This is a genomic window from Paraburkholderia sp. EB58, assembly GCF_050436665.1.
Taxonomy (GTDB): domain Bacteria; phylum Pseudomonadota; class Gammaproteobacteria; order Burkholderiales; family Burkholderiaceae; genus Paraburkholderia.
Window position 1 is genome coordinate 413,573 of sequence record NZ_JBNDMQ010000003.1, and the last position, 22,688, is coordinate 436,260.

The 22,688-nt window shown below is 62.8% G+C and carries 20 protein-coding genes; 2 read left to right on the forward strand and 18 right to left on the reverse strand.

Features of this window, described 5'->3' with window-relative positions; translation table 11 throughout:
- Positions 1-148 precede the first annotated feature (148 nt).
- On the forward strand, positions 149-646 hold the full coding sequence (locus P3T40_RS07060) for a DciA family protein (protein ID WP_429266957.1): 498 nt from the start codon (positions 149-151) through the stop codon (positions 644-646).
- A gap of 69 nt (positions 647-715) precedes the next feature.
- Here the strand turns inward: P3T40_RS07060 and lpxC are convergent, their stop codons facing one another.
- The 18 genes from lpxC to coq7 all read right to left on the reverse strand — a co-directional run bounded on the left by lpxC (position 716) and on the right by coq7 (position 21,186).
- Positions 716-1,633 (reverse strand): UDP-3-O-acyl-N-acetylglucosamine deacetylase, encoded by a 918-nt coding sequence (gene lpxC / locus P3T40_RS07065; RefSeq protein WP_429266958.1) that lies wholly within the window; start codon positions 1,631-1,633, stop codon positions 716-718.
- 276 nt (positions 1,634-1,909) lie between these two features.
- Positions 1,910-2,413, reverse strand: coding sequence for a peroxiredoxin (locus tag P3T40_RS07070; protein WP_429266959.1), 504 nt, complete (start codon positions 2,411-2,413; stop codon positions 1,910-1,912).
- 261 nt (positions 2,414-2,674) lie between these two features.
- Entirely contained in the window at positions 2,675-3,871 is a 1,197-nt protein-coding gene (ftsZ, locus tag P3T40_RS07075) for a cell division protein FtsZ (RefSeq protein ID WP_429266960.1), read from the reverse strand.
- Between the two features lie 142 nt (positions 3,872-4,013).
- Positions 4,014-5,246 (reverse strand): cell division protein FtsA, encoded by a 1,233-nt coding sequence (gene ftsA / locus P3T40_RS07080; RefSeq protein ID WP_074262553.1) that lies wholly within the window; start codon positions 5,244-5,246, stop codon positions 4,014-4,016.
- Positions 5,247-5,273: 27 nt separating this feature from the next.
- Positions 5,274-6,026: a cell division protein FtsQ/DivIB gene (locus tag P3T40_RS07085; protein WP_429266961.1), complete on the reverse strand. Its 753-nt coding sequence runs from the start codon at positions 6,024-6,026 to the stop codon at positions 5,274-5,276.
- A gap of 10 nt (positions 6,027-6,036) precedes the next feature.
- Complete coding sequence (locus P3T40_RS07090; protein WP_429266962.1) at positions 6,037-6,978, reverse strand: D-alanine--D-alanine ligase; 942 nt, start codon at positions 6,976-6,978, stop codon at positions 6,037-6,039.
- The gene (gene murC, locus P3T40_RS07095) at positions 6,975-8,381 is read right to left on the reverse strand and encodes a UDP-N-acetylmuramate--L-alanine ligase (RefSeq protein ID WP_429266963.1); all 1,407 of its coding nucleotides are present in this window, start codon (positions 8,379-8,381) and stop codon (positions 6,975-6,977) included. Before murC ends, P3T40_RS07090 begins: the two co-directional genes overlap by 4 nt.
- Complete coding sequence (gene murG, locus P3T40_RS07100; protein ID WP_429266964.1) at positions 8,378-9,499, reverse strand: undecaprenyldiphospho-muramoylpentapeptide beta-N-acetylglucosaminyltransferase; 1,122 nt, start codon at positions 9,497-9,499, stop codon at positions 8,378-8,380. The genes murC and murG overlap by 4 nt, the downstream gene beginning before the upstream one ends.
- Positions 9,496-10,758 carry a putative lipid II flippase FtsW gene (ftsW, locus tag P3T40_RS07105; protein WP_429266965.1) on the reverse strand — a complete coding sequence of 421 codons (1,263 nt, stop codon included), beginning with the start codon at positions 10,756-10,758 and terminating at the stop codon, positions 9,496-9,498. Before ftsW ends, murG begins: the two co-directional genes overlap by 4 nt.
- Entirely contained in the window at positions 10,755-12,290 is a 1,536-nt protein-coding gene (gene murD, locus P3T40_RS07110; protein WP_429266966.1) for a UDP-N-acetylmuramoyl-L-alanine--D-glutamate ligase, read from the reverse strand. Before murD ends, ftsW begins: the two co-directional genes overlap by 4 nt.
- Before the next feature lie 27 nt (positions 12,291-12,317).
- Positions 12,318-13,487 carry a phospho-N-acetylmuramoyl-pentapeptide-transferase gene (mraY, locus tag P3T40_RS07115; RefSeq protein ID WP_429266967.1) on the reverse strand — a complete coding sequence of 390 codons (1,170 nt, stop codon included), beginning with the start codon at positions 13,485-13,487 and terminating at the stop codon, positions 12,318-12,320.
- A gap of 17 nt (positions 13,488-13,504) precedes the next feature.
- Positions 13,505-14,944, reverse strand: coding sequence for a UDP-N-acetylmuramoyl-tripeptide--D-alanyl-D-alanine ligase (locus P3T40_RS07120; RefSeq protein WP_429266968.1), 1,440 nt, complete (start codon positions 14,942-14,944; stop codon positions 13,505-13,507).
- Positions 14,941-16,500 carry a UDP-N-acetylmuramoyl-L-alanyl-D-glutamate--2,6-diaminopimelate ligase gene (locus tag P3T40_RS07125; protein ID WP_429266969.1) on the reverse strand — a complete coding sequence of 520 codons (1,560 nt, stop codon included), beginning with the start codon at positions 16,498-16,500 and terminating at the stop codon, positions 14,941-14,943. The genes P3T40_RS07120 and P3T40_RS07125 overlap by 4 nt, the downstream gene beginning before the upstream one ends.
- Entirely contained in the window at positions 16,497-18,365 is a 1,869-nt protein-coding gene (locus P3T40_RS07130) for a peptidoglycan D,D-transpeptidase FtsI family protein (RefSeq protein ID WP_429266970.1), read from the reverse strand. Before P3T40_RS07130 ends, P3T40_RS07125 begins: the two co-directional genes overlap by 4 nt.
- A complete protein-coding gene (gene ftsL / locus P3T40_RS07135; protein ID WP_429266971.1) occupies positions 18,362-18,718 on the reverse strand; it encodes a cell division protein FtsL in 357 nt (118 codons plus the stop codon). The genes P3T40_RS07130 and ftsL overlap by 4 nt, the downstream gene beginning before the upstream one ends.
- The gene (gene rsmH / locus P3T40_RS07140) at positions 18,715-19,668 is read right to left on the reverse strand and encodes a 16S rRNA (cytosine(1402)-N(4))-methyltransferase RsmH (RefSeq protein ID WP_429266972.1); all 954 of its coding nucleotides are present in this window, start codon (positions 19,666-19,668) and stop codon (positions 18,715-18,717) included. The genes ftsL and rsmH overlap by 4 nt, the downstream gene beginning before the upstream one ends.
- A 15-nt stretch (positions 19,669-19,683) precedes the next feature.
- The gene (mraZ, locus tag P3T40_RS07145) at positions 19,684-20,112 is read right to left on the reverse strand and encodes a division/cell wall cluster transcriptional repressor MraZ (RefSeq protein ID WP_429266973.1); all 429 of its coding nucleotides are present in this window, start codon (positions 20,110-20,112) and stop codon (positions 19,684-19,686) included.
- Positions 20,113-20,556: 444 nt separating this feature from the next.
- Positions 20,557-21,186, reverse strand: coding sequence for a 2-polyprenyl-3-methyl-6-methoxy-1,4-benzoquinone monooxygenase (gene coq7 / locus P3T40_RS07150; RefSeq protein WP_429266974.1), 630 nt, complete (start codon positions 21,184-21,186; stop codon positions 20,557-20,559).
- Positions 21,187-21,486: 300 nt separating this feature from the next.
- On the opposite strand from coq7, the gene P3T40_RS07155 reads away from it, so the two are divergent.
- The gene (locus tag P3T40_RS07155; RefSeq protein ID WP_429266975.1) at positions 21,487-22,650 is read left to right on the forward strand and encodes a porin; all 1,164 of its coding nucleotides are present in this window, start codon (positions 21,487-21,489) and stop codon (positions 22,648-22,650) included.
- The last annotated feature ends 38 nt before the right edge of the window (positions 22,651-22,688 follow it).

Genomic DNA, 22,688 nt, shown 5'->3' on the forward strand with positions numbered 1-22,688 from the left:
CCAGCGCGCGCCTGTGTCACAGGCGCGACGTCGGGACGCCGTGCAGGGCGCCTGCCGAACCCCATCGGAGCGGGCCGGGAGCGCATCCCGCGCGGTACAATCCGGGCGTGGGTGCGCATCGTGCGCGCTCACGCCGCTACTATCCTACATGAGCCGCTCCCCGTCGTTTTCAAGGCCGCCGCCGAAGCAGTTCAACGCCCGCCGCCCGCAACCGGTCGCCGAGGTGCTCAAGCGCACCGATGCGTTTGCCGCCCTGCGCGCCGGCGTGGAGCAGATCGCCGCGCTCGAACGGGATCTGCGCCAACTGCTGCCGGACTATCTGGCGTCGAGCGTCGAACCTGGCTTTATCAAGGAAGGCGTACTGGCACTATTTGCTGCGCACAATGCGCTGGCGGCCCGCTTGCGGCATCTCGAGCCGCGGCTGCTGTCCGATCTGCAGCAGCGCGGTTGGGCAGTGAACTCGCTGCGAATCCGCGTGCGTCCGCAGGCGGTGAAGGAACCGCCGCCCATCAAGCAGGCCCGCATGACGCCCGCCGGCGCCGACGCGCTGCACGCGCTGAGCGAATCGCTCGCGCCGTCGCCATTGCAGGAGGCGCTCGCGAGGATGGCGGCCCGGCATCTGAGAAACCGCGAAACCAAAAAATAAGCGGCCCCGAGGGGCCGCTTATTTTCTATCCGCGTCGACTACGCGCCATGCGCGTGCCTGAATGAACGATCAGGCAAACGCCGTCTGCGTATCGTACGCAAAACCGCGCGGGGCCTTCTGCGTGTCGCTGAAGGTGACGATTTCGTAAGCGTCTTCGTGGGCCAACAACTCGCGCAGCAGCGCGTTGTTCACGCCGTGGCCAGACTTGTAAGCCGTGTAGGACGCCAGCAACGGGTGACCGACCACGTACAGATCGCCGATTGCGTCGAGCATCTTGTGCTTCACGAACTCGTCGTCGTAGCGCAAGCCGTCGTTGTTGAGGATACGGTACTCGTCCAATGCGATCGCGTTGTCCATGCTCGCGCCACGGGCAAGGCCCATTTCGCGGAGCATTTCCACTTCATGCGCATAACCAAACGTACGAGCGCGAGCGATATCGCGCACATACGACGTATGCGCGAAATCCACTTCCAGCGCCTGGCCGGTCTTGTCGACTGCCGGGTGGCGGAAATCGATCGTGAACTTCAGCTTGAAACCAAAAAACGGATCAAGACGCGCGAACTTGTCGCCGTCGCGAACCTCGACCGGCTTCGTGACCTTGATGAACTTCTTCGCCGAGCCCTGCTCTTCGATTCCTGCCGACTGGATCAGGAACACGAACGACGCTGCGCTGCCGTCCATGATCGGGATTTCTTCCGCTGTGACGTCGACATACAGGTTGTCGATGCCAAGGCCCGCGCAGGCGGACATCAAGTGCTCAACCGTCGAAACGCGCGCACCGTCTTTCTGCAGGACCGAAGCAAGGCGTGTGTCGCCGATCGCCATCGCGGACGCAGGAATGTCCACGGGCGTGGGCAAATCCACGCGCGAGAACACGATTCCCGTGTTCGGGGCGGCCGGGCGGAGCGTCAATTCAACCTTGCGGCCCGAGTGCAGGCCAATGCCGACTGTCTTGACGATCGATTTAATAGTGCGCTGCTTCAACATGGTGATCTTCTATTCGATTGAAAATCCCAATCGGGACTTTTTATTCCATAGCGCGAAGTATACTCCATTACCCTAGGGAACGTCGTTGCCGCGGGCGTATCAATCTGTTTCGCTACGTTACCTAATCCTCAGATCAGGCAAAGCGTGACGGGCCGATGCCCGGAACGGAGGCGTTTCCGGAACATCAGCCCGAGTTACGGCTTGTCACATGAATGCCTTGCGGCCCGTTGCCCCGGCACAACGTCGCGCCGGAAAAGGCCGTTCAGCACTCCAGAACTAGCTCAACGTCGCGAGGATACTCCCTGCATCGCTGACTTCGAACTTGCCGGGTGCCTCGACCTGCAGCGTCTTGACCACGCCGTCGTCGACCACCATCGCGTAGCGCTGGGAACGAATTCCCATGCCGCGCGCCGACAGGTCCTGCTCCAGACCGAGCGCCCGCGTGAAAGCCGCACTACCGTCCGCCATCATGCGCACCTTGCCCGAGGTGTGCTGATCGCGTCCCCACGCGCCCATCACGAACGCGTCATTGACGGACACGCACCAGATCTCGTCGATGCCGGCAGCGCGCAACTGCTCGGCGTGCTCGACATAACCCGGTACATGTTTGGCCGAACAGGTCGGGGTGAACGCGCCTGGCAATCCGAAGATCACCACGCGCTTGCCCGCGGTCTGTCCACGCACGTCGAAGCTGTTCGGCCCGATCGTGCAGCCCGCACGCTCGTCTTCGATCAGTTCGAAGACAGTTGCGTCGGGTAGCTTTTCACCCACCTTAATCATGCTCAGTCCTTCACATCGATGCGGAGCGTGCCCGCACGTTGTCGTGTCGCAGTGGATCGAAGAGTCGCGCACCTGCCCTACTTTTGCGCTATCTGCCGGCGACAGCCACCCCTTCCGCTTCGCGAATCCGAAGAGGGCACCTGTCCGTGCCGCATTTCTGACGCAATGCAGCCTGCTTTGCCGTTCCACCCGCCACGCTCGTGCATTTCCCTGCTGGTGGCACGCAATCAACGTGCCGCAGCGAAAGCCTGCTCGCGCGCGTCAGTCCGCCTGCTTACGCAGGAATGCCGGAATATCGTACGTATCGACGCCCTTTTCCTGCAGCGCCTGCACGTGCGAAGCCGCCGTGTCACGCGAAGTGCGCCACACTGCCGGCGTATCCAGCGCGCCGTAGTCTGCCGTGCTTCCGTGATGTTGCCCAGCGTACGCGTGTTGCACCGCACCAACCGGCTGGTTATCCGTACCGGTGCGCAGCAGCGTCATCGGTGCCGATTGCTGCTTCTTCGCCACACGGCCCAGACCCGTGGCCACGACCGTCACGCGCAGCGCGTCGCCCATTGCATCATCGTATACCGCGCCGAAAATCACGGTTGCGTCTTCTGCCGCGTAGCTCTTGATGGTGTTCATCACTTCACGCGTTTCCGACAGGCGCAGTGAACGGCTCGACGTGATGTTCACCAGCACGCCGCGTGCGCCCGACAGGTCCACGCCTTCCAGCAGCGGGCTAGCCACAGCCTGCTCTGCGGCGAGACGCGCGCGATCGACGCCGGCAACCGTCGCCGTGCCCATCATTGCCTTGCCCTGCTCGCCCATCACCGTCTTCACGTCTTCGAAGTCGACGTTCACCAGACCGTCGACGTTGATGATTTCCGCGATGCCTGCGACTGCGTTGTTCAGAACGTCATCGGCGCACTGGAAGCACTTGTCCATCTCGGCGTCATCGCCCATCACCTCGAACAGCTTGTCGTTCAGAACGACGATCAGCGAGTCGACGTGATCCTCCAGTTTTTGCGAACCATCTTCTGCGACGCGCATCCGCTTGCCGCCTTCGAATTCGAACGGCTTGCTGACCACGCCAACAGTCAAGATACCCATTTCCTTGGCGATCTGCGCCACGACCGGAGCTGCCCCCGTGCCCGTGCCGCCACCCATGCCTGCGGTGATGAACACCATGTGTGCGCCGCGCAGTGCGTCTGCGATGCGTTCACGTGCTTCTTCTGCAGCAGCGCGACCCATTTCCGGCTTGGCGCCAGCGCCGAGACCGGTGTTGCCGAGCTGGATCACCGCGGTGGCACGCGAACGCGACAGTGCCTGGGCGTCCGTGTTCATCACGATGAAGTCGACGCCTTGCACGCCTTTGTTGATCATGTGCTGAACGGCATTGCCGCCAGCGCCACCGACTCCCACCACCTTGATGATGGTGCCGTTGGTTTCGGTTTCCAGCATCTGGAATTCCATTGTTGCCTCCGTCAAGATAAAAAATTGCAGCCACTCGGCCGTTATTCGGCAGGAGATCGGGCAACCTCCTGTCGCGCGCCGGCCGCCGGCACCAGCGCGTATTTTGAAAACCCGTCGAAAACCTGTTCGTACTACGAATGCTTTAGAAATTGCCCAGGAACCAGTCCTTCATCCGCGTGAAGACCTGCCCCATCGATCCGGATTGCACCGCCACCTTGCGGCCGCGCATCCGTTGCGAGCGTCCTTCCACCAGCAGGCCCATTGCCGTCGAGTAGCGCGGGTTGCGCACTACGTCAGCCAGACCGCCGGCGTACTCAGGCACGCCAATGCGCACCGGCTTCAGGAAGATGTCCTCGCCCAGTTCGACCATGCCGATCATCATCGACGCGCCGCCGGTCAGCACCACGCCGGAGCTCAGCAGTTCCTCGTAACCCGACTCGCGCACCACCTGCTGCACGAGCGAAAACAGTTCTTCGACACGCGGCTCGATCACCGCCGCCAGCGCCTGGCGCGACAGCGTGCGCGGACCGCGCTCGCCCAGACCTGGCACTTCGATCATCTCGTCCGGATCGGCAAGTGCCTGCTTGGCAATGCCGTAGTCGACCTTGATGTCTTCCGCATCCGGCGTCGGCGTGCGCAGCGCCATCGCGATGTCGCTGGTGATCTGGTCCCCGGCAATCGGAATCACCGCGGTGTGACGGATCGCGCCTTCGCTGAAAATCGCAATGTCCGTCGTGCCGCCGCCGATATCCACCAGCACCACGCCGAGTTCCTTCTCGTCTTCCGTCAACACCGCCAGCGACGACGCGAGCGGCTGCAAAATCAGGTCGTTCACTTCGAGCCCACAGCGGCGCACGCACTTGACGATGTTCTGTGCCGCGCTCACCGCGCCCGTCACGATATGCACCTTCACTTCGAGGCGAATGCCGCTCATGCCGATCGGCTCGCGCACATCTTCCTGGCCGTCGATGATGAATTCCTGGGTCAGGATGTGCAGCACCTGCTGATCGGTCGGGATGTTGATCGCCTTGGCCGTCTCGATCACGCGGGCCACATCGGCCTGCGTCACTTCTTTTTCCTTGATCGCCACCATCCCGCTTGAATTGAAGCTGCGGATATGGCTGCCAGCGATCCCGGTGAATACGTTGGTGATCTTGCAGTCAGCCATCAGCTCGGCTTCTTCGAGCGCGCGCTGAATAGACTGCACGGTGGCCTCGATGTTCACCACCACGCCTTTTTTGAGCCCCTTCGATTCGCTCTGGCCGAGGCCGATCACCTCGTAGTGACCTTCGCCTTTCAGCTCGGCGACGATGGCCACTACCTTCGACGTCCCAATGTCGAGGGCGACCAGCAGATCTTTATAGTCTTTACTCATAGCGTGCTCATTGCGTGTGATGTCCTGTTACTTCTTGCCCTTGTCGGGTTCGGTGATAAAGCGCATCCCTGCTGCGCGAATCGCGAAACCGTTCGGATAGCGCAAGTCCGCATACTCGATATCCTTCCCCCAACGTTGCGTCACTGCTGCCCACGCCGCTGTCAGGCGCTTGCTGCGATCGAACAGCGTCTGCGGATTGCGCTCGCGCCCCAGCTCCACCTGCATGCCGTTCGACAACTTCACCGTCCAGGCGTAACGCGGCGACAACGTCACTTCTTCCGGCGTCGCGCCCAGCGGCGCAAACCACTTCTTGAAGTCGCGATAACGTGCGACCACCTCTTGCGCCGTACCGTCAGGACCGTCGAAGGCCGGCAAATCCTCTTCGAGCTCGCCCTGGTTCGCCGTGAACAGTTCGCCGTCCACGCTGACCAGTTGATCACTGCCCCACGTGCCAAGCGGTTTGTACTCTTCCAGCGTGACAGCCAGCGCATTCGGCCAGACGCGCCGCACACTCGCATGACGCACCCACGGCATCTGCTCGAAGGCCTGGCGCGCCGCATCCAGATCCACGGTGAAGAAATTGCCCTTCAACCGGCCCACTACACCTGCGCGTACCGTCGGCGAATTGATGTGTTCCGTGTCGCCGTCAATCTGGATTTCGCGCAGCGCGAAGCTCGGCCGCTGCACCAGCCACATTCCGCCGGCCGCCAGCAGCACGAGCACCAGCAACGCATGCAACGCGTTGGCGGCGAAATTGAGCTGGCGAACGTTGTTCCACATAACAGTGACGTCAGTCCTTCAGCGTGAGCGCCAACACGCTCACGACCAGTTCCTTGTAGCTGATGCCGACCGCGCGCGCCGCTTTCGGCGGCAGCGAGTGGTCGGTCATGCCCGGTGCCGTGTTCACTTCCAGGAAGTACGGATTGCCTTCGCCGTCCAGCATGAAATCGGCACGGCCCCAATCGGTGCAGCCGAGCACGTCGAACGCGCGGCGCGCCAGCTTCTTCAGGCGCGCTTCTTCGGCCGGCGCCACGCCGCACGGGATCAGGTACTGCGTGTCGTTGGCGACGTACTTCGCGTGATAGTCGTAGAACTCGCCCGCAGGCACGATGCGGATCACCGGCAGATCCAGATCGCCCGCGATGCACGCGGTGTACTCGCCGCCGCCTTCGATGCTCTTTTCCACCACCACGATCTTGTCGAACTTCGCGGCTTCCTCGAGCGCGGCCGGCAATGCGTCGGCGCTCTTCACCTTGATCACCGCGACGCTCGAGCCTTCGCTCGCCGGCTTCACGAAGAGCGGCAAGCCGAGCTTCGCGACGATGTCCGCTGCACGTGCCGCGTAGTCGTCACCGCGCAGCACCGCTTCGAACGGTGGCGTCGGCACGCCCAATTGCTGCCACACGAGTTTGGTGCGGAACTTGTCCAGACCGAGCGCCGAACCGAGCACGCCGCTGCCGGTATAGCGAATGCCGTAAAAGTCGAGCGCGCCCTGTATCTGGCCGTTCTCGCCGTAGCCGCCGTGCAGCGCGTTGAACGCGCGCACAAAACCCTCTTCTTTCAACGCCGCGAGCGGACGCTCAGCGGGGTCGAACGGATGCGCGTCGATGCCGGCCTCGCGCAGTCCTTGCAGCACGAGGCGGCCCGAATTGAGCGACACTTCGCGCTCGGCGGATTCACCACCGAGCAGGACAGCCACTTTGCCAAATTTTTGAGGATCGATACTGCTCATTTCACACCTTCGTTTTGCGCGAGACGGCCCGGCACACCGCCGATCGAACCCGCACCCATCGTGATCACCACATCGCCTTCGCGCACCACTGCTGCCAGCGCATCCGGCACTTCATCCACCGTTTCGACAAACACCGGCTCGGTCTTGCCCGCCACGCGGATCGCGCGAGCGAGCGCCCGACCGTCGGCTGCCACGATCGGCGCCTCGCCCGCTGAATAGACTTCCGTCAGCACCAGCGCGTCGACTGTGGACAGCACCTTCACAAAATCCTCGAAACAATCACGCGTACGCGTGAAGCGGTGCGGCTGGAACGCCAGCACCAGACGCCGGTCGGGGAACGCGCCGCGCGCCGCCGCGATCGTCGCGGCCATTTCGACCGGATGATGACCGTAGTCGTCGACCAGCGTGTACGTCCCGCTGGCTTTGTCATCCGAGATAACCGGCACTTCGCCGTAGCGCTGGAAGCGCCGGCCTACGCCGTTAAAATCTGCGAGCGCTCGTTGGATATCGGCATCTTTCACCTCAAGTTCAGTCGCAATTGCAATTGCGGCCAAAGCGTTCTGAACATTGTGGGTGCCAGGCAGGTTCAAAACGATGTCGATCGGCGCCGCGTCTTCGCGCAACGCCGTGAAATGCATCTTGCCGTCGTGAGCCTCGACGTTCACCGCGCGCACCTGCGCATCGGCCGCGAGACCGTAGCGGATGATCGGCTTTGAGACGAACGGCAAAATCTCCTTCACGTTCGGATCGTCGACGCACAGCACCGCGATGCCGTAAAACGGAAGCCGATGCGTGAACTCAATGAACGCCTGCTTGAGCCGCGCGAAATCGTGGCCGTAGGTGTCCATATGATCGGCGTCGATGTTCGTGATGACTTCGATCACCGGGAACAGGTTCAGGAACGACGCGTCCGACTCGTCCGCTTCGGCAACGATGAAGTCACCGGTGCCCAAACGCGCATTGGCGCCTGCGCTGATCAGCCGGCCGCCGATCACGAAAGTCGGATCGAGCCCGCCCGCGGCAAGCACGCTCGCCACCAGCGAGGTGGTCGTGGTCTTGCCGTGGGTGCCGGCAATCGCAATGCCCTGCTTCAGGCGCATCAACTCGGCGAGCATCACCGCACGCGGCACGATCGGAATGCGCCGGTGACGCGCGGCGAGCACTTCCGGGTTGTCGCTGCGCACAGCCGTCGACACGACCACGGCGTTCGCACCTTCGATGTTCTCAGCGGCATGGCCAATCGCGATGCGCGCGCCGAGCACGGCGAGCCGGTCGGTCACAGCGTTCTTCGTGAGATCCGAGCCGCTCACCTGATAGCCGAGATTCACTAGCACCTCGGCGATGCCGCTCATCCCTGCTCCACCGATGCCGACGAAATGAATATGTTTGACGATGTGTTTCATTGTTGCCTTCCTTCTGTGCTCGGGCTCGGGACTACACCTGCCACGTCCGCGCAAATCTGCGCGACCTGTTCAGTGGCATCGGGTTTCGCGAGCGAGCGCGAACGCTCTGCCATCTCCGCGAGACTCTCGCGGCTCTGGCCGCGCAACCACGCAGCGAGGCCATCCGCCGTGAGGTCGCGCTGCTGCATTACCAGCGCCGCGCCGTGGTCGGCGAGGAACGCTGCGTTCGTGGTCTGGTGATCGTCGACCGCGAACGGGAACGGCACGAAAAACGCCGCCACGCCCACCGCCGCGATCTCGGCGACCGTCATCGCGCCCGAACGGCAGATCACGAGATCTGCGTTCGCATAAGCGCTCGTCATGTCGTCGATGAACGGGACGAGTTGTACATCGGCGCCGGTTTGCAAGCCAGCTTCCGCGTAGTTCGCCTGCAACGCCTCGATATGCTTCGCGCCTGCCTGATGCACGACGCGCGGACGTTGCTGCGGATCCAGCTTGGCCAGCGCGCGCGGCACCACTTCATTCAAAGCCGCTGCCCCAAGGCTGCCGCCCACCACCAGCACATTCAGCGGACCGCTGCGTTGTGCGTAGCGTGCTTTGGGTGGCAATGTGCGCGCAAGTTCCTCACGAATGGGATTGCCGGTCCATTCAGCGTGCGGCAACGCGTTCGGGAACGCCACGAGCACACGTTTGGCGAGCTTCGCGAGCACCTTGTTCGCGAGGCCGGCGATCGAATTCTGTTCATGCAGCACCAGCGGACGACCGCTTAACGCCGTCATCAAACCGGCCGGGAATGTGATGTAACCGCCCATGCCGAGCACCACGTCGGGCTTCACGCGCCGCAGCACGCTCAAGCTTTGCGTGCATGCGCGCAGCAGATTGACGGGCAGCATGAGCTTGGTCTTCACGCCCTTGCCGCGCACGCCGCCGAAACGCACGAATTCCATCGGGATGCCGTGCTTGGCGACGAGCGTCGCTTCCATGCCCGCGGGATTGCCGAGCCAGACGACTTTCCAGCCCCACGCCTGCATCAGATGAGCGACCGCCAACCCCGGGAACACGTGCCCCCCGGTGCCACCGGCCATCACCATCAGCGTGCGCTGTTGCATGGGGGTCATACCTTCCCTCCACGCATCAACACCCGGTTCTCATAGTCGACGCGCATCAACAACGCCACCGCCACACAGTTCAGCAAAATGCCCGAGCCGCCGTAGCTGACGAGCGGCAACGTGAGACCCTTGGTCGGCAGCAAGCCGAGGTTCACGCCCATATTGATGAAGGTCTGCGCGCCGAACCACAGGCCGATGCCCTTCGCGACCAGCCCCGCAAATGTGCGATCCAGCGCCAGCGCCTGACGTCCAATTTCGAACGAGCGGCGCACGATCCAGTAAAACATCAGGATCACCACCAGCACACCGACAAACCCAAGTTCCTCGCCGATCACCGCGAGGATGAAGTCGGTATGCGCTTCCGGCAGGTAGTTGAGCTTTTCGACGCTGCCGCCAAGGCCCACGCCGAACCACTCGCCGCGCCCGAACGCGATCAGCGAGTGCGTCAATTGATACGCCTTGCCCTGCGCGTAACGGTCGTCCCACGGATCGAGGTACGCGAAGATCCGCTCGCGACGCCACGGCGACGCCCACACCAGCAAACTGAACGTGCCGACTGCCGTGGCCACCAGGCCGCCAAACAGCTTGCCATTCACGCCACCGAGGAACAGCACGCCCATCGCGATCGCCGCGATCACCATGAACGCGCCCATGTCCGGTTCGAGCAGCAGCAGCGCGCCGACCACGCCGACCGCGAAGGCCATCGGCAGAAAGCCCTTGGCGAAGCTGTGCATGTACTCCTGCTTGCGCACCGTGTAATTCGCCGCGTAGATCGTCACGGCGAGCTTCATGATTTCCGACGGCTGCATGTTCGTGATGCCGAGCGGAATCCAGCGGCGCGCGCCGTTCACGCCCTTGCCGACGTGCGGCACCAGCACGATGACGAGACTGACCAGCGCCAGCAGGAATATCTTCGGCGCGTACTTGTCCCACGTCGAAACCGGAATGCGGAACGAAATCACGCCGATCACCGAGCCGAGCACCACGAAGATGATCTGGCGCACGAGGAAGGCCCAGTCGCGATACGACGAGTACTTCGGCGAGTCCGGCATCGCGATCGAAGCCGAGTACACCATCACGATGCCAAGGCCGAGCAGCGCGATCACCACCCACAACAGCGAGTGGTCGTAATCGAGCATGCGCGAGCGCAGCGGACGCACACCGTTGACGGCACTCGCGAGTCCGCTCCCCGCGCGGCCCGCGGTTGCATCGCCGACTGAGCCGCGCTGCTTGGCGAGGCGCGAACCGAAGCGTTCCGACCAGCTCATATCATCGTCCCCCGTTCGGCAGCGATGTCTTCCACCGTGCTGCGGAACACCGCGGCACGATGTGCGTAACCCTTGAACATGTCGAAGCTCGCACAGGCCGGCGACAGCAGCACGGCGTCGCCCGGTTGCGCGAGCGCCGCTGCGGCGCGCGTGGCATCTTCGAGCGTGGCGTGATCGGTGAGCGCGATGCCCGTGTCGGCCAGCGCGGCGCGGATCAGCGGCGCATCGCGGCCGATCAGCATCACCGCGCGACACCAGCGCATGACGGGCGCGGCGAGCGGGTCGAATTCCTGGCCCTTGCCGTCGCCCCCGGCGATCAGCACCGCGCGTTGCGCGAGGCCGTCGAGGGCCGCGACCGTCGCGCCGACGTTGGTACCCTTGCTATCGTCCACGTAGTCGATGCCTTCGATCGACGCAATCAGCTCGACGCGATGCGACTCGCCACGGTATTCGCGCAAGCCATGCAGCAGCGGCGCACCCGGCAAGTCAATCGCACGCGCGAGCGCATACGCGGCGAGCGCGTTGGCAGCGTTGTGCAGGCCGCGGATGCGCAATGCGTCCGCCGGCATCAGACGCTTGAGGCCGAGGTTCGGCGCCGCGGCGGTTTCGCCCTTGCGGCGGCGGGTCGGTGCGGGTTCGTCCGAGGCGTCGCGATCGTGCGCTTCGACCAGCCAGATGATGCCGTTATCGCGCAGCAAACCGTAGTCGCCGGGGCGCGTCGGCTCGGTGACGCCGAAGGTGATCACCGCTGCCGGGCTGTCGCCCGCTGCACTGTCCTTCGCCGGGTTCGCGGCGATCGCCATGACGCGAGCGTCGTCGCGGTTGAGCACGCGCACGGTCTGCGGCCCAAAGATCCGGCCTTTGGCGGCTGCGTAAGCGTCGAGGCCACCGTGCCAGTCGAGGTGGTCCTGGGTGATGTTGAGGATAACAGCCGCATCCGGCGTGAACGTGTGAGCCGTTTCAAGCTGGAAGCTCGACAGTTCGAGCACCCACACATCGGGCAGCGCGGTGTTGTCGATGGCTTCAGTAAGCTTATCGAGCGCGGCCGGGCTGATGTTGCCCGCCACCGCAACCTTCTTCCCGGCGCGTTCGCACAGCAGGCCGGTCAGGCTCGTCGTCGTGGTCTTGCCGTTGGTGCCGGTGATCGCGATCACCTTCGGCGCATAGCCGCTCTCGCCAAGCGTCTTCAGCGCCTGCGCGAAAAATTCGAGCTCGCCCCATACAGGGATCTCTTTTTCACGCGCCTCGGTAATCAACGGCAGCAGATCGGCGGCGAGCGGCGAAAGACCGGGACTGATCGCCACCAGTTCGACGCCCTCGAGCAACACCGGCGAAAACGGCCCGCCAACGAAGTCCGCATCGATGCTATGCGCTTCGAGCCCGGACAGATTCGGCGGCACCTCGCGCGTATCCGCCACGCGCAGCCGACACCCGTGCCGCGCGCACCAGCGCGCCATCGCGAGACCCGATTCACCGAGTCCCAGCACGAGCACCATCGGCTTTTGCCGATCCCGAAACTTCTCGCCAAACATCGCTTTCCCTTTTACTTCAACAACGGCTTAACGCAACTTGAGCGTGGACAAACCGAACAGACACAGCATCAACGTGATGATCCAGAAACGCACCACAACCTGCGTTTCCTTCCAGCCCGACAATTCGAAATGGTGATGCAGCGGCGCCATCTTGAAGAGACGCCGGCCTTCGCCAAAACGGCGCTTGGTGAATTTGAACCAGGTCACCTGCAACATCACGGAGAGCGTCTCCGCGACGAAGATGCCACCCATGATGAAGAGCACGATTTCCTGACGCACGATCACCGCGATCGTGCCGAGCGCGCCGCCCAGCGCCAGCGCGCCCACGTCGCCCATGAACATCTGCGCGGGGTGCGTGTTGTACCAGAGGAACGCAAGGCCGGCCCCGCCCATAGCGGAGCAGAAAATCAGCAACTCACCGGCGCCGGCAATGTGCGGGAACAGCAGGTATTTCGAGTAGACCGAGCTGCCCATCACATAGGCGAACACACCAAGTGACGCGCCGACCAGCACGACCGGCATGATCACGAGACCATCCAGACCGTCGGTGAGATTCACCGCGTTGCTGGCCCCGACGATCACCAGATACGTCAGCACGATGAAGCCCCACACACCGAGCGGATAGCTGATCGACTTGAAGAACGGCAGCATCAGGTCGGCGTGCGGGGGCAGGCCCATGGAAAGGCCACTACGCACCCACGCCATAAACAGGTCATACACGCGCACGTTGCTCGCTTCGGACACGCTGAAGGCGAGATACACGGCGGCGAACAAACCGATCACCGACTGCCAGAAATACTTCTCGCGCGACGACATGCCGCGCGGATCTTTGTAGACCACCTTGCGGTAATCATCAACCCAGCCAATCACGCCGAAACCGAACGTCACGAGAATCACGATCCAGATAAAGCGGTTGGTCAGATCGGCCCACAGCAGCGTCGATACCGCGATGCCGAGCAGAATCAACACGCCGCCCATGGTCGGCGTGCCGGATTTGACGAGGTGGGTTTGCGGACCGTCTTTACGGACGGCCTGGCCTACCTTCATTGCGGTCAGCTTGCGGATCACCGCCGGCCCGCAGACGAGCCCGATCAACAGCGCGGTGATGGTCGCCGCCACCGCACGGAAAGTCAGATAACTGAACACGCGCAAGAAGCTTGCGTCATTCTGCAGCCATTGCGCCAGCGCCAGTAGCATGCTTCGGTCCTTCTATTTCAATGTGCGCCGGGCGCTGCGCCCGGTGCGATGGGTTGTGGACTCGTTACGGCGTCCACCACGCGTTCCATTTTCATGAAACGCGAGCCTTTCACGAGAAGCGTTGCTGCAGCGGCGTTTCCGGATAACTCCGGGGCCTGCAACAGTTGAGCGACGAGCGTGGCGACATCGTCGACGTGATGCGCATCCGCGCCATACGCGGTGCATGCATCGCGCGACGCATCGCCTAGCGCATACAGCGCATCGATGCCGCGCTCTTTCGCGTAAGCACCGATTTCGCGGTGAAACTCCGGGCCGTTATCGCCAACTTCGCCCATGTCGCCCATCACCAGCACGCGCGGCGAAGGACGGGAAGCGAGCACGTCGATCGCGGCGCGCATCGAATCGGGATTCGCGTTGTAGGTGTCGTCGATCACGGTGGCGCCGGCAAGCGTGTCGAGCGCCGCGCGCTTGACCTGCAGACGCCCTTTCACCGCGCCGAACGATTCGAGCCCGCGCTTGATGGCATCGAGCGAAACCCCGGCGGCCAGCGCCGCGGCGGTGGCCGCCAGCGCGTTGTGCGCGTTGTGATCGCCGAGCACTTGCAGCGTCACGTCGAGGTGGCCTTCGGGCGTGTCGATGTTAAGCAGGTTGCCGGCGAAAACTCCTTTCACTGCGGCTTCGGTCGAGCGGCCGTCGTTATTCAGCGCGAAATCGATGATGCGGTTGCCGGTGGCCGCAACGCGCCAAATGCTCGCGTAGGCGTCATCCGCAGGAAACACTGCAACGCCTTCCGGGGACAGCGAGTGAATCACGCTCGCGTGTTCGAGCGCGACCGCCTCGACCGTGGCCATGAATTCCTGGTGCTCGCGCTGCGCGTTGTTCACGACCGCTACGGTCGGCTCGGCAATTTTCCCGAGCAACGCCGTTTCGCCCGGGTGATTCATCCCGAGTTCGACAACCGCCAACCGATGCGCAGCGCTCAGGCGAAACAGCGTCAGCGGCAGCCCAATGTCGTTGTTGAAGTTGCCCGCGGTGGCGAGCCGCGCGTCCACGCCGACGGCCGCGGCGAAGATCGACGCGATCATTTCCTTGACCGTCGTCTTGCCGTTGCTGCCTGTCACCGCGACGAGCGGCATTGTGAAACGGCGCCGCCAGCCGCGCGCAAGCGCGCCGAGCGCGGCGCGCGTGTCGGCAACTTTCAAGGCCGGCAGACTCCAGTCGGCTGGGGTACGCGTCACCAGCGCCGCTGCGATCTGGCGCGCGGCTACGTCCGGCAAAAAATCGTGCGCGTCGAAGCGATCGCCTTTGAGCGCGACGAACAGATCGCCGGGACCGGCGGTGCGACTGTCGGTCGAGACATGCTCGAACGTCACGCTGTCGTCACCGAGAACGGTCGCGCCCGGAATCAGCGCGGCGGCGTCGCGCAGAGAAAACATCGCGACACTTCGCTGGGTCATTCGCCACCTCCGCGAGCCTGCGTGGCACGCGCGGCGAGCGCGAGACGTGCGTGATCCTGATCGGAGAAAGCGCGTTTCTTACCCATGATTTCCTGTGTTGCTTCGTGCCCCTTGCCGGCCAGCAGGATCACGTCTTCGCGCGCCGCGCCGCGGATGGCCTGCAGGATGGCGCTGGCGCGATCCTCGATACGACGGGCCTTCGACGCGTCCTTCATGCCGGAAGCAATCTGGTCGAGAATCTTCTGCGGATCTTCACTGCGCGGGTTGTCGCTCGTTACGACGACGCCATCCGCCAGCTTCTCCGCAATCGCGCCCATCAAGGGACGCTTGGTCGCGTCACGATCGCCGCCGCAGCCGAACATGCAGATCAGCTCCCCACCGCGGGCGGCCGCCATCGGGCGCAGCGCTTCGAGGGTCTTTTCCAGTGCGTCTGGCGTGTGTGCGTAGTCGATCACGACGAGCGGCTCGTCGTTTTGCAAACGGCCGCCGAGGCGCTGCATGCGGCCGTTGACCGGCTCCAGTTTCGCCAGCTCGGCGAGTGCCGCGTCGAACGGGACGTCAGCTGCTAGCAGCGCGCCCAGCACACCCAGCAGGTTGCTGACGTTGAACGCGCCCAGCGTCTGGACCTCGACTTCGGCGTCGCCCCAATCGGACGTACTCAGATGAAATGCCGTGCCGGTCGCGGTAGCGCGCACATTGGCCGCGTGCAGCCAGGCATCGGCTTGCGGCACGGCGGTGTCCGGCGCCTCGGTGCATACGCCAAGAGCGTAGGCAATGGTACGCGCGTGGCCCTGGGTGCTTGCCAGCAGCTTGCGCCCAGCTTCGTCGTCGTAGTTGATCACGGCGCAACGCAGCTCGGGCCATGCAAACAGACGCGCCTTGGCGGCCTCGTAGGCGGCGAAGGTGCCGTGGTAATCGAGGTGGTCCTGGGTGAGATTCGTGAAAACGGCGATCTCAAACGCCGTGCCGTTCACCCGCCCCTGGTGCAGTGCATGCGACGACACTTCCATGGCGACCGCCTGCGCGCCCGCATCGCGCAACTGCGCGAGACTGCGTTGCAATTGCGGCGCGTCCGGCGTCGTGAAACCGGTATGCACGAGGTGACCCGGCATGCCGGTGCCCAGTGTGCCGATAATTGCGCAGCGCGTACCGAGCCCACTCAGCGCGGCGGCGATCCACTGGCTGCACGAAGTTTTGCCGTTGGTACCCGTGACGCCGATCACCCGCATCGTATCGCTCGGGTCGCCGTACCAGCCGCTGGCAATCGAGCCCGCCAGTTCATTCAGCGCAGGCACCGCGAGCGCCAGCGACGGATCCACCGCACCCGTGAAGTTTTCGGGCTGATACAGCACCGCAGCCGCACCGCGCTCGATGGCGCTGTCGATGAACGGCCGGTTGTCGGCGCCGTCGACCGCATACGCCAGAAACACGTCGCCCGCCGCGAGCGAACGCGTATCGGCGTGCAGATGAGCGCCTGGTTGCGCGCGAGCGTGCAGCCAGGTCAGCGCGTCGGCGATCTGCCGGTGAGCCGGATGCTTCGAACGTAGCGCGCTCATCGCACTACTCCGGGATGGTTTTTCGCATTAGAGGCGATGGTCATTTTCTTGGCGCCGCCGCTGGTGGCCAGTTTCTTCGCTGACGCGGGCGGCAGGGTCGGCGCCGCGGGCGCGACCGGCGCCGAATCATCCGACACCACCATCTGCTTGACCGGCATGTCCGGCGGAATATTGAGCGAGCGCAGCGTGTCGCCGGCGATTGTCGAGAACACCGGGCCCGACACCTGGCCACCGAAGTGGCTGCCGGCCGTCGGTTCGTCCACCGACACCGCGACCACGATGCGCGGATTCGGCATCGGCGCCATGCCGACGAACGACGCGCGATACTTCGACTTGTCGTAGCCGTGCGCGCCGTGCTTGTACGCGGTGCCGCTCTTGCCGCCTACGCGGTAACCCGGCACAGCAGCATCCGGCGAGGTGCCGCCAGGCGCGACCACGGTTTCGAGCATCGCGCGCACTTCGCGAGCGGTAACCGGCGAGAAAATCTGCGGACCGTTCACGGGCTGATCGCCTGGCGTGCGGAAGATCGTCACGGGCAGAATTTCGCCGTCATGAGCAATCGCGGTGTACGCGCGCGCCAACTGGAACAGCGACGCAGACAAGCCGTAGCCGTACGACATCGTCGCCTGCTCGATGCGGCGCCAGCTCTTCCACGGACGCAGATGGCCCGCCGTCGCGCCCGGGAAGCCGATTTTCGGCGCCTGGCCAAGACCGATGCTGGTATACATATTCCACATCTCTTCGGGCTTGAGCGTCATCGCGATCTTCGTCGCGCCAATGTTGCTCGATTTCTGAATCACACCGCCGACTGTCAGCACGCCGAAAGCGCTGTCGTCGGTGATTGTCGCGCCGTCGAGATAAAAGTGGCCCGGCCCCGTGTCTACCAGTGTAGTCGGCGCCACGCGATGCAGATCGAGCGCGAGCGAGATCGTGAACGGCTTCATGATCGAGCCCGGTTCGAACTCGTCGGTCAGCACGCGGTTGCGCAACTGATCGCCAGTCAGATGGGTGCGGTCGTTCGGATTGAAGGTCGGATAATTGACGAGCGCCAGCACTTCGCCGGTGCGCACGTCGATCACCATCGCGGCGCCGGCCTTGGCCTTGAATTTCTCCACCGCGGCCTTCAGGTTCGTATAGGCGATGTACTGGATCTTGCTGTCGATGGACAGATCCACGTCCTGACCGTTGTGCGGCACGACCTGCTCATCGACGTCTTCGATGATGTGTCCCATCCGGTCCTTGATCACGCGCCGGATGCCGGGCATGCCCACGAGCTGCTTCTGATCGCCGAGTTCGACACCTTCCTGGCCTTCGTCCTCGACGTTGGTAAAGCCGATCAGGTGGGCCGCAATTTCGCCTTCCGGATAGAAACGCTTGTACTCGTCGCGCTGGTAAATGCCGGGAATATCGAGCGCCGTCACCTGCGCGGCGACATCGACCGGCACCTGGCGCTTCACGTAGACGAAATTCTTGTCCTCGGACAGCTTGGCCCGCAGTTCGGTATTCGTCATGCCCAGCAGCTTGCCGAGCGCGGCCAGCTTGTCGGCGCCGAGGTCGTCGGGCACGGCTTCGGGGATGGCCCAAATGGCGCGCACCGGCAAGCTCGTGGCGAGCACGAGGCCGTTACGGTCGAGAATCTTGCCGCGCGTAGCCGGCATCTCCAGCGTGCGCTGATAGCGGCTCTCACCCTGCTTCTGATAGAACGCGTTGCCCGGACCCTGAATCCAGAAAGCCCGGCCGGCGAGCGCGACAAACGCCATGAACAACATGAACACGACGAGCTTCGAGCGCCACATCGGCAGGCGCACGGACAGGATCGGGTTCGACGCGAACGGGACGCTCTTGCGGTTGGACGATTTTTTCATCGCACGCCCCCATGACGGGCGGTGAGCGGGGTCGAAGCGGCCACCGGCGCCGAAGTCGGCACAGGCGCGTCTTCAGCCGTGGCGGCGCCCGGGTCGAGCGTCAGGTATTGAGTGCGGCCCGTCGTGACGCCCTGCATTTTCAGCGAGTCGGTTGCAAGCTGCTCGATGCGCGAAGTCTTCGACAGCGCGCTCTGCTGATATTGAAGCTGCGAATAGTCCTGCTGCAGCTGGCGCTCCTGCGACTGCGCGCGCTGCAACTGGATAAAGATCTGGCGTTGCTGATTCGTTGCGTTGACCACAGATAATGCACAGCCCATCACGACAATCAGCAGGAAGATATTGAGGCGGCTCATGGCGCGATACGCTCCGCCACGCGCATCACAGCAGAACGGGCGCGCGGGTTCGCGGCGACTTCAGCGTCGCTTGCGAACACGCGGCCAATGATTTTGAGCGGCGGGCTGGGCAGATCGACTGCACGGATCGGCAGGCGACGGTCAACCGTAGGCGTACTGGCGTGCGCCTGCATGAACCGCTTGACGATCCGATCCTCGAGCGAATGAAAGCTGATGACCACCAGCCGCCCCCCTTGCTCCAGCAGCGCGAGTGCTGCTTCTAAAACGACTTGCAGCTCCGCAAGCTCTTGATTGATGTGAATCCGTATAGCTTGAAAGGTGCGGGTTGCCGGATCCTTGCCCTTCTCACGGGTCTTGACGACGTTAGCCACGATTTGGGCAAGCTCGCCCGTGCTGACGAGAGGCCCAAGACGGTCGGACTCTGCCCGGCGAGCAACAAGCGCCTTTGCAATCTGAAAAGCAAACCGTTCTTCCCCATAATCTCGTATTACCTCCGTCAGTTCCTGCACCGTGGCCCGCGCCAGCCAGTCAGCAGCAGACTCGCCGCGCGTCGGGTCCATCCGCATATCGAGCGGGCCGTCGGCGCGGAAACTAAAACCCCGCTCCGGATCGTCGACTTGCGGCGACGACACGCCCAGATCCAACAAAACGCCCGACACCCGCCCTACCCCGCGCTCCGCAATCGCGTCGCGCAGTGAAGCAAAACTCTCGTGCACGATCTCGAAACGCGGATCGGCGATTTTCTGAGCCGTGGCGATGGCGAGCGGGTCTTTGTCGAACGCAATCAACCGCCCCGACTCACCCAGCTTGCTCAACACCGCACGGCTATGACCGCCACGTCCGAACGTGCCGTCCACATAGACGCCGTCCGGGCGCTTAACCAGCGCTTCGACCGCTTCTTCCAGCAGCACCGTGCGATGCTGCAATTCGTTTCCCATCGCAGGTGCCATATATGTATGCCGCGATCAGAACGTGAAATCTTTCAACGCGTCGGGCATGCCCTCAGCCATGGCCGCCTGTTCCTTCGCGGCGTACGTCTGCGTATTCCACAACTCGAAATGACGACCCATACCGAGCAACGTCACTTCTTTGTCCAGCCCACCGGCCGTACGCAATTCCGGCGACACGAGCACGCGCCCTGCGCCGTCCATATCAACGTCCATTGCGTTACCGAGAAAAATGCGCTTCCACCAGGTCGCGCTCATAGGCAGCTTTTCGACCCTGTCGCGGAAGACCTCCCATTCCGGGCGCGGAAATAGCAACAGGCAGCCGTCCGGGTGCTTGGTGATCGTCACCCGGCCTTCTGCCTGTCCTTGCAGCGCGTCACGATAGCGAGACGGGACGGACATCCGCCCCTTCGCATCGAGTGTCAGCGCCGACGCCCCTTGGAACACTTCCGCTCTCCCCTGTCGACCACAGTTAGCGCTTCAGCGCTTTACTCTGGTTCCATGCAACCTGGTTGCGATCGCGACGCCGCGCGTCGCTTGCCTGTTTTTGAAAATCTACCCGAAACCCCCTCGGGAATCACACAAAAATACACTTTCTCACACTGTCTCCCACTTTAGAGGAAGCCCAAACAGGGGTCAAGGGAGAAGCGCGGATTTTTAACGAAATTTGTTTGTTAGAACAAGGACTTAGCGCGACTCCTTCACGTCGGACCTAAAACGGAAAACCGTTATAAATGAATGCACTACTGCAACTTGTGAAGGTGATACGTGAAAAGTCCGGGCGAAGGGCGTGGAATCTAAGCGATCTGCGGCGGGGGATCAGACGAATCAGCGGAGGGTTTGAAGCGATTCAGCGGGAGGCGCGCGATGCGCCGTCCCACTTCACAGCGATTAAACGTAGTAAGCAGTGCGAGTCATGATTTTCGACGCGGCGCGCATCAGGGCGCGAGCCGGAAAAGGCAGCTCGACACCGCCGGCATCTATCGCGGTTTTGCCATGCGCCATTTCGTCCGCGCGCATCTGTTCGACGATTGCACGCGACTCGAGGTCCGCTTCGGGCAGTTCGTCCAGATGACTATCGAGGTGCTGCTCGACCTGGCGTTCGGTCTCCGCCATGAAGCCAAGGCTCACCCGGTCGCCTAAGCGGCCTGCCACCAGACCTAGCGCGAGGGCGCCTGCATACCACAGCGGATTCAGCAGGCTGGGCCGTGAATCGAGCGCCTCCAGGCGCCGAGCGGTCCACGCCAGATGATCTTCCTCTTCGCGTGCCGCGTGCTCGAACGTCTCTTTCAAGGTGGGCGAGCGAGTGGCGAGCTTTTGCGCCTGATAGAGCGCCTGCGCACACACTTCGCCGACATGGTTGACGCGCATCAGACCGGCCGCATGCTCGCGCTCGGCAGGCGACAGCTCCGGCGCTTCCGTCGACACGGGCGGCACAGGCACCGGCCGGCTCATCCGCGACACGCCCGTCATTGAGCGTAAACCCCGATCCAGCTCGGTAATCAGTTCATCCAGCACCATCCAACTCTCCTGGTTCAACGCCTCAGCCCGATCTACCGAAGGTCCGCGTGGCGTGCTTTTGCGCAGCAAATTTGCATGCAGAGACCCTCGGTTAACGACTGATTTTATGGCCAATTTTCAATTCTAGACCATGTTGCGTAAACGAAACAGCGCCCTTCTGCACGACCTGCTTTTTCTTTGTGCGAAGTATGCCTTTTGTTACATTACGTGCAACTTCTCGCGAAGTTAGATAGCAAGGCCCGGACGTACCAAAAATATTAGCCTTGTACAAAAAATTCGCAGTTCCTTGGAGATTAATCGATGAAAAAGTCGCTTCTCGCTCTCGCGGCATTGGGCGCGTTCGCTGGTGTCGCCCATGCGCAGAGCAGCGTGACCCTTTACGGTATCGTTGACGAAGGTTTCAACATCAACACCAACGCTGGTGGCAAGCATCTGTACAACCTGTCCAGCGGCGTTCTGCAGGGCAGCCGTTGGGGCCTGCGCGGTACGGAAGATCTGGGCGGTGGGCTGAAGGCCATCTTCGTGCTCGAAAACGGCTTCGACACGAATACGGGTAAGCTGGGTCAAGGCGGTCTCCTGTTCGGTCGTCAGGCTTTTGTTGGTCTGTCGAGCAACTACGGTTCGATCACCTTGGGTCGTCAATACGACTCCGCAGTTGACTATGTTGGCCCGCTGGAAGTTGGCGATCAATGGGGTGGCTACATCACCGCTCACCCGGGTGACCTGGACAATCTGAACAACGACTACCGCGTCAACAACTCGATCAAGTTCACGAGCAACAACTACAACGGCCTCACGTTCGGCGGCTTGTACAGCCTGGGCGGCGTAGCTGGCGAAACTGGCCGCAACCAGATCTTCTCGCTGGGCGCTGGCTACGCGAATGGTCCGTTGGTCCTCGGCGCCGCGTACCTCAACGCTCGCAACCCGGCTGTGAGCTTCTTCGGCAACAACACGTCGACGTCCACGCCATCGGCCGTGACATCGCCGGTTATCGCTGGCTACACTTCGGCCAACACGTACCAGGTCATCGCTGCAGGCGGTGCGTACACGTTCGGCGCGGCGACGATTGGCGGCACGTATTCGAACACCAAGTTCATGAATCTGGGTTCCTCGGCCGCTTCGCCGTTCTCAGGTCAAACGGCTACGTTCAACAACGGCGAAGTCAACTTCAAGTATCAGTTGACCCCGGCGTTGCTGGTCGGCGCAGCGTACGACTACACGCGCGGCAGCAAGATCGAGGGCAATTCGGCTCCCGAGTATCACCAGGGCTCGCTGGGCATCGACTACTTCCTGTCGAAGCGCACCGACATCTACATCGTCGGCGTGTATCAACATGCTTTGGGCGACACGCTGTCGACAACCGGCACGAAGGTCGTGCCGGCCGTTGCCTCGATCAGCAACCTGACGGCTTCGGCGAACCAGAACCAGTTGACGGCGCGCGTCGGTATCCGCACCAAGTTCTAATAAGTCGTAATAAAGCTGTATGCCTCAAAGGCGCCTTC

What these genes read in the sequence shown, in the direction of transcription:
- P3T40_RS07060 (WP_429266957.1), top strand. Translation starts at nt 149, where the DNA reads ATGAGCCGCTCCCCGTCGTTTTCAAGGCCGCCGCCGAAGCAGTTCAAC.
- lpxC (WP_429266958.1), bottom strand. Translation starts at nt 1,633, where the DNA reads ATGTTGAAGCAGCGCACTATTAAATCGATCGTCAAGACAGTCGGCATT.
- P3T40_RS07070 (WP_429266959.1), bottom strand. Translation starts at nt 2,413, where the DNA reads ATGATTAAGGTGGGTGAAAAGCTACCCGACGCAACTGTCTTCGAACTG.
- ftsZ (WP_429266960.1), bottom strand. Translation starts at nt 3,871, where the DNA reads ATGGAATTCCAGATGCTGGAAACCGAAACCAACGGCACCATCATCAAG.
- ftsA (WP_074262553.1), bottom strand. Translation starts at nt 5,246, where the DNA reads ATGAGTAAAGACTATAAAGATCTGCTGGTCGCCCTCGACATTGGGACG.
- P3T40_RS07085 (WP_429266961.1), bottom strand. Translation starts at nt 6,026, where the DNA reads ATGTGGAACAACGTTCGCCAGCTCAATTTCGCCGCCAACGCGTTGCAT.
- P3T40_RS07090 (WP_429266962.1), bottom strand. Translation starts at nt 6,978, where the DNA reads ATGAGCAGTATCGATCCTCAAAAATTTGGCAAAGTGGCTGTCCTGCTC.
- murC (WP_429266963.1), bottom strand. Translation starts at nt 8,381, where the DNA reads ATGAAACACATCGTCAAACATATTCATTTCGTCGGCATCGGTGGAGCA.
- murG (WP_429266964.1), bottom strand. Translation starts at nt 9,499, where the DNA reads ATGACCCCCATGCAACAGCGCACGCTGATGGTGATGGCCGGTGGCACC.
- ftsW (WP_429266965.1), bottom strand. Translation starts at nt 10,758, where the DNA reads ATGAGCTGGTCGGAACGCTTCGGTTCGCGCCTCGCCAAGCAGCGCGGC.
- murD (WP_429266966.1), bottom strand. Translation starts at nt 12,290, where the DNA reads ATGTTTGGCGAGAAGTTTCGGGATCGGCAAAAGCCGATGGTGCTCGTG.
- mraY (WP_429266967.1), bottom strand. Translation starts at nt 13,487, where the DNA reads ATGCTACTGGCGCTGGCGCAATGGCTGCAGAATGACGCAAGCTTCTTG.
- P3T40_RS07120 (WP_429266968.1), bottom strand. Translation starts at nt 14,944, where the DNA reads ATGACCCAGCGAAGTGTCGCGATGTTTTCTCTGCGCGACGCCGCCGCG.
- P3T40_RS07125 (WP_429266969.1), bottom strand. Translation starts at nt 16,500, where the DNA reads ATGAGCGCGCTACGTTCGAAGCATCCGGCTCACCGGCAGATCGCCGAC.
- P3T40_RS07130 (WP_429266970.1), bottom strand. Translation starts at nt 18,365, where the DNA reads ATGAAAAAATCGTCCAACCGCAAGAGCGTCCCGTTCGCGTCGAACCCG.
- ftsL (WP_429266971.1), bottom strand. Translation starts at nt 18,718, where the DNA reads ATGAGCCGCCTCAATATCTTCCTGCTGATTGTCGTGATGGGCTGTGCA.
- rsmH (WP_429266972.1), bottom strand. Translation starts at nt 19,668, where the DNA reads ATGGCACCTGCGATGGGAAACGAATTGCAGCATCGCACGGTGCTGCTG.
- coq7 (WP_429266974.1), bottom strand. Translation starts at nt 21,186, where the DNA reads ATGGTGCTGGATGAACTGATTACCGAGCTGGATCGGGGTTTACGCTCA.
- P3T40_RS07155 (WP_429266975.1), top strand. Translation starts at nt 21,487, where the DNA reads ATGAAAAAGTCGCTTCTCGCTCTCGCGGCATTGGGCGCGTTCGCTGGT.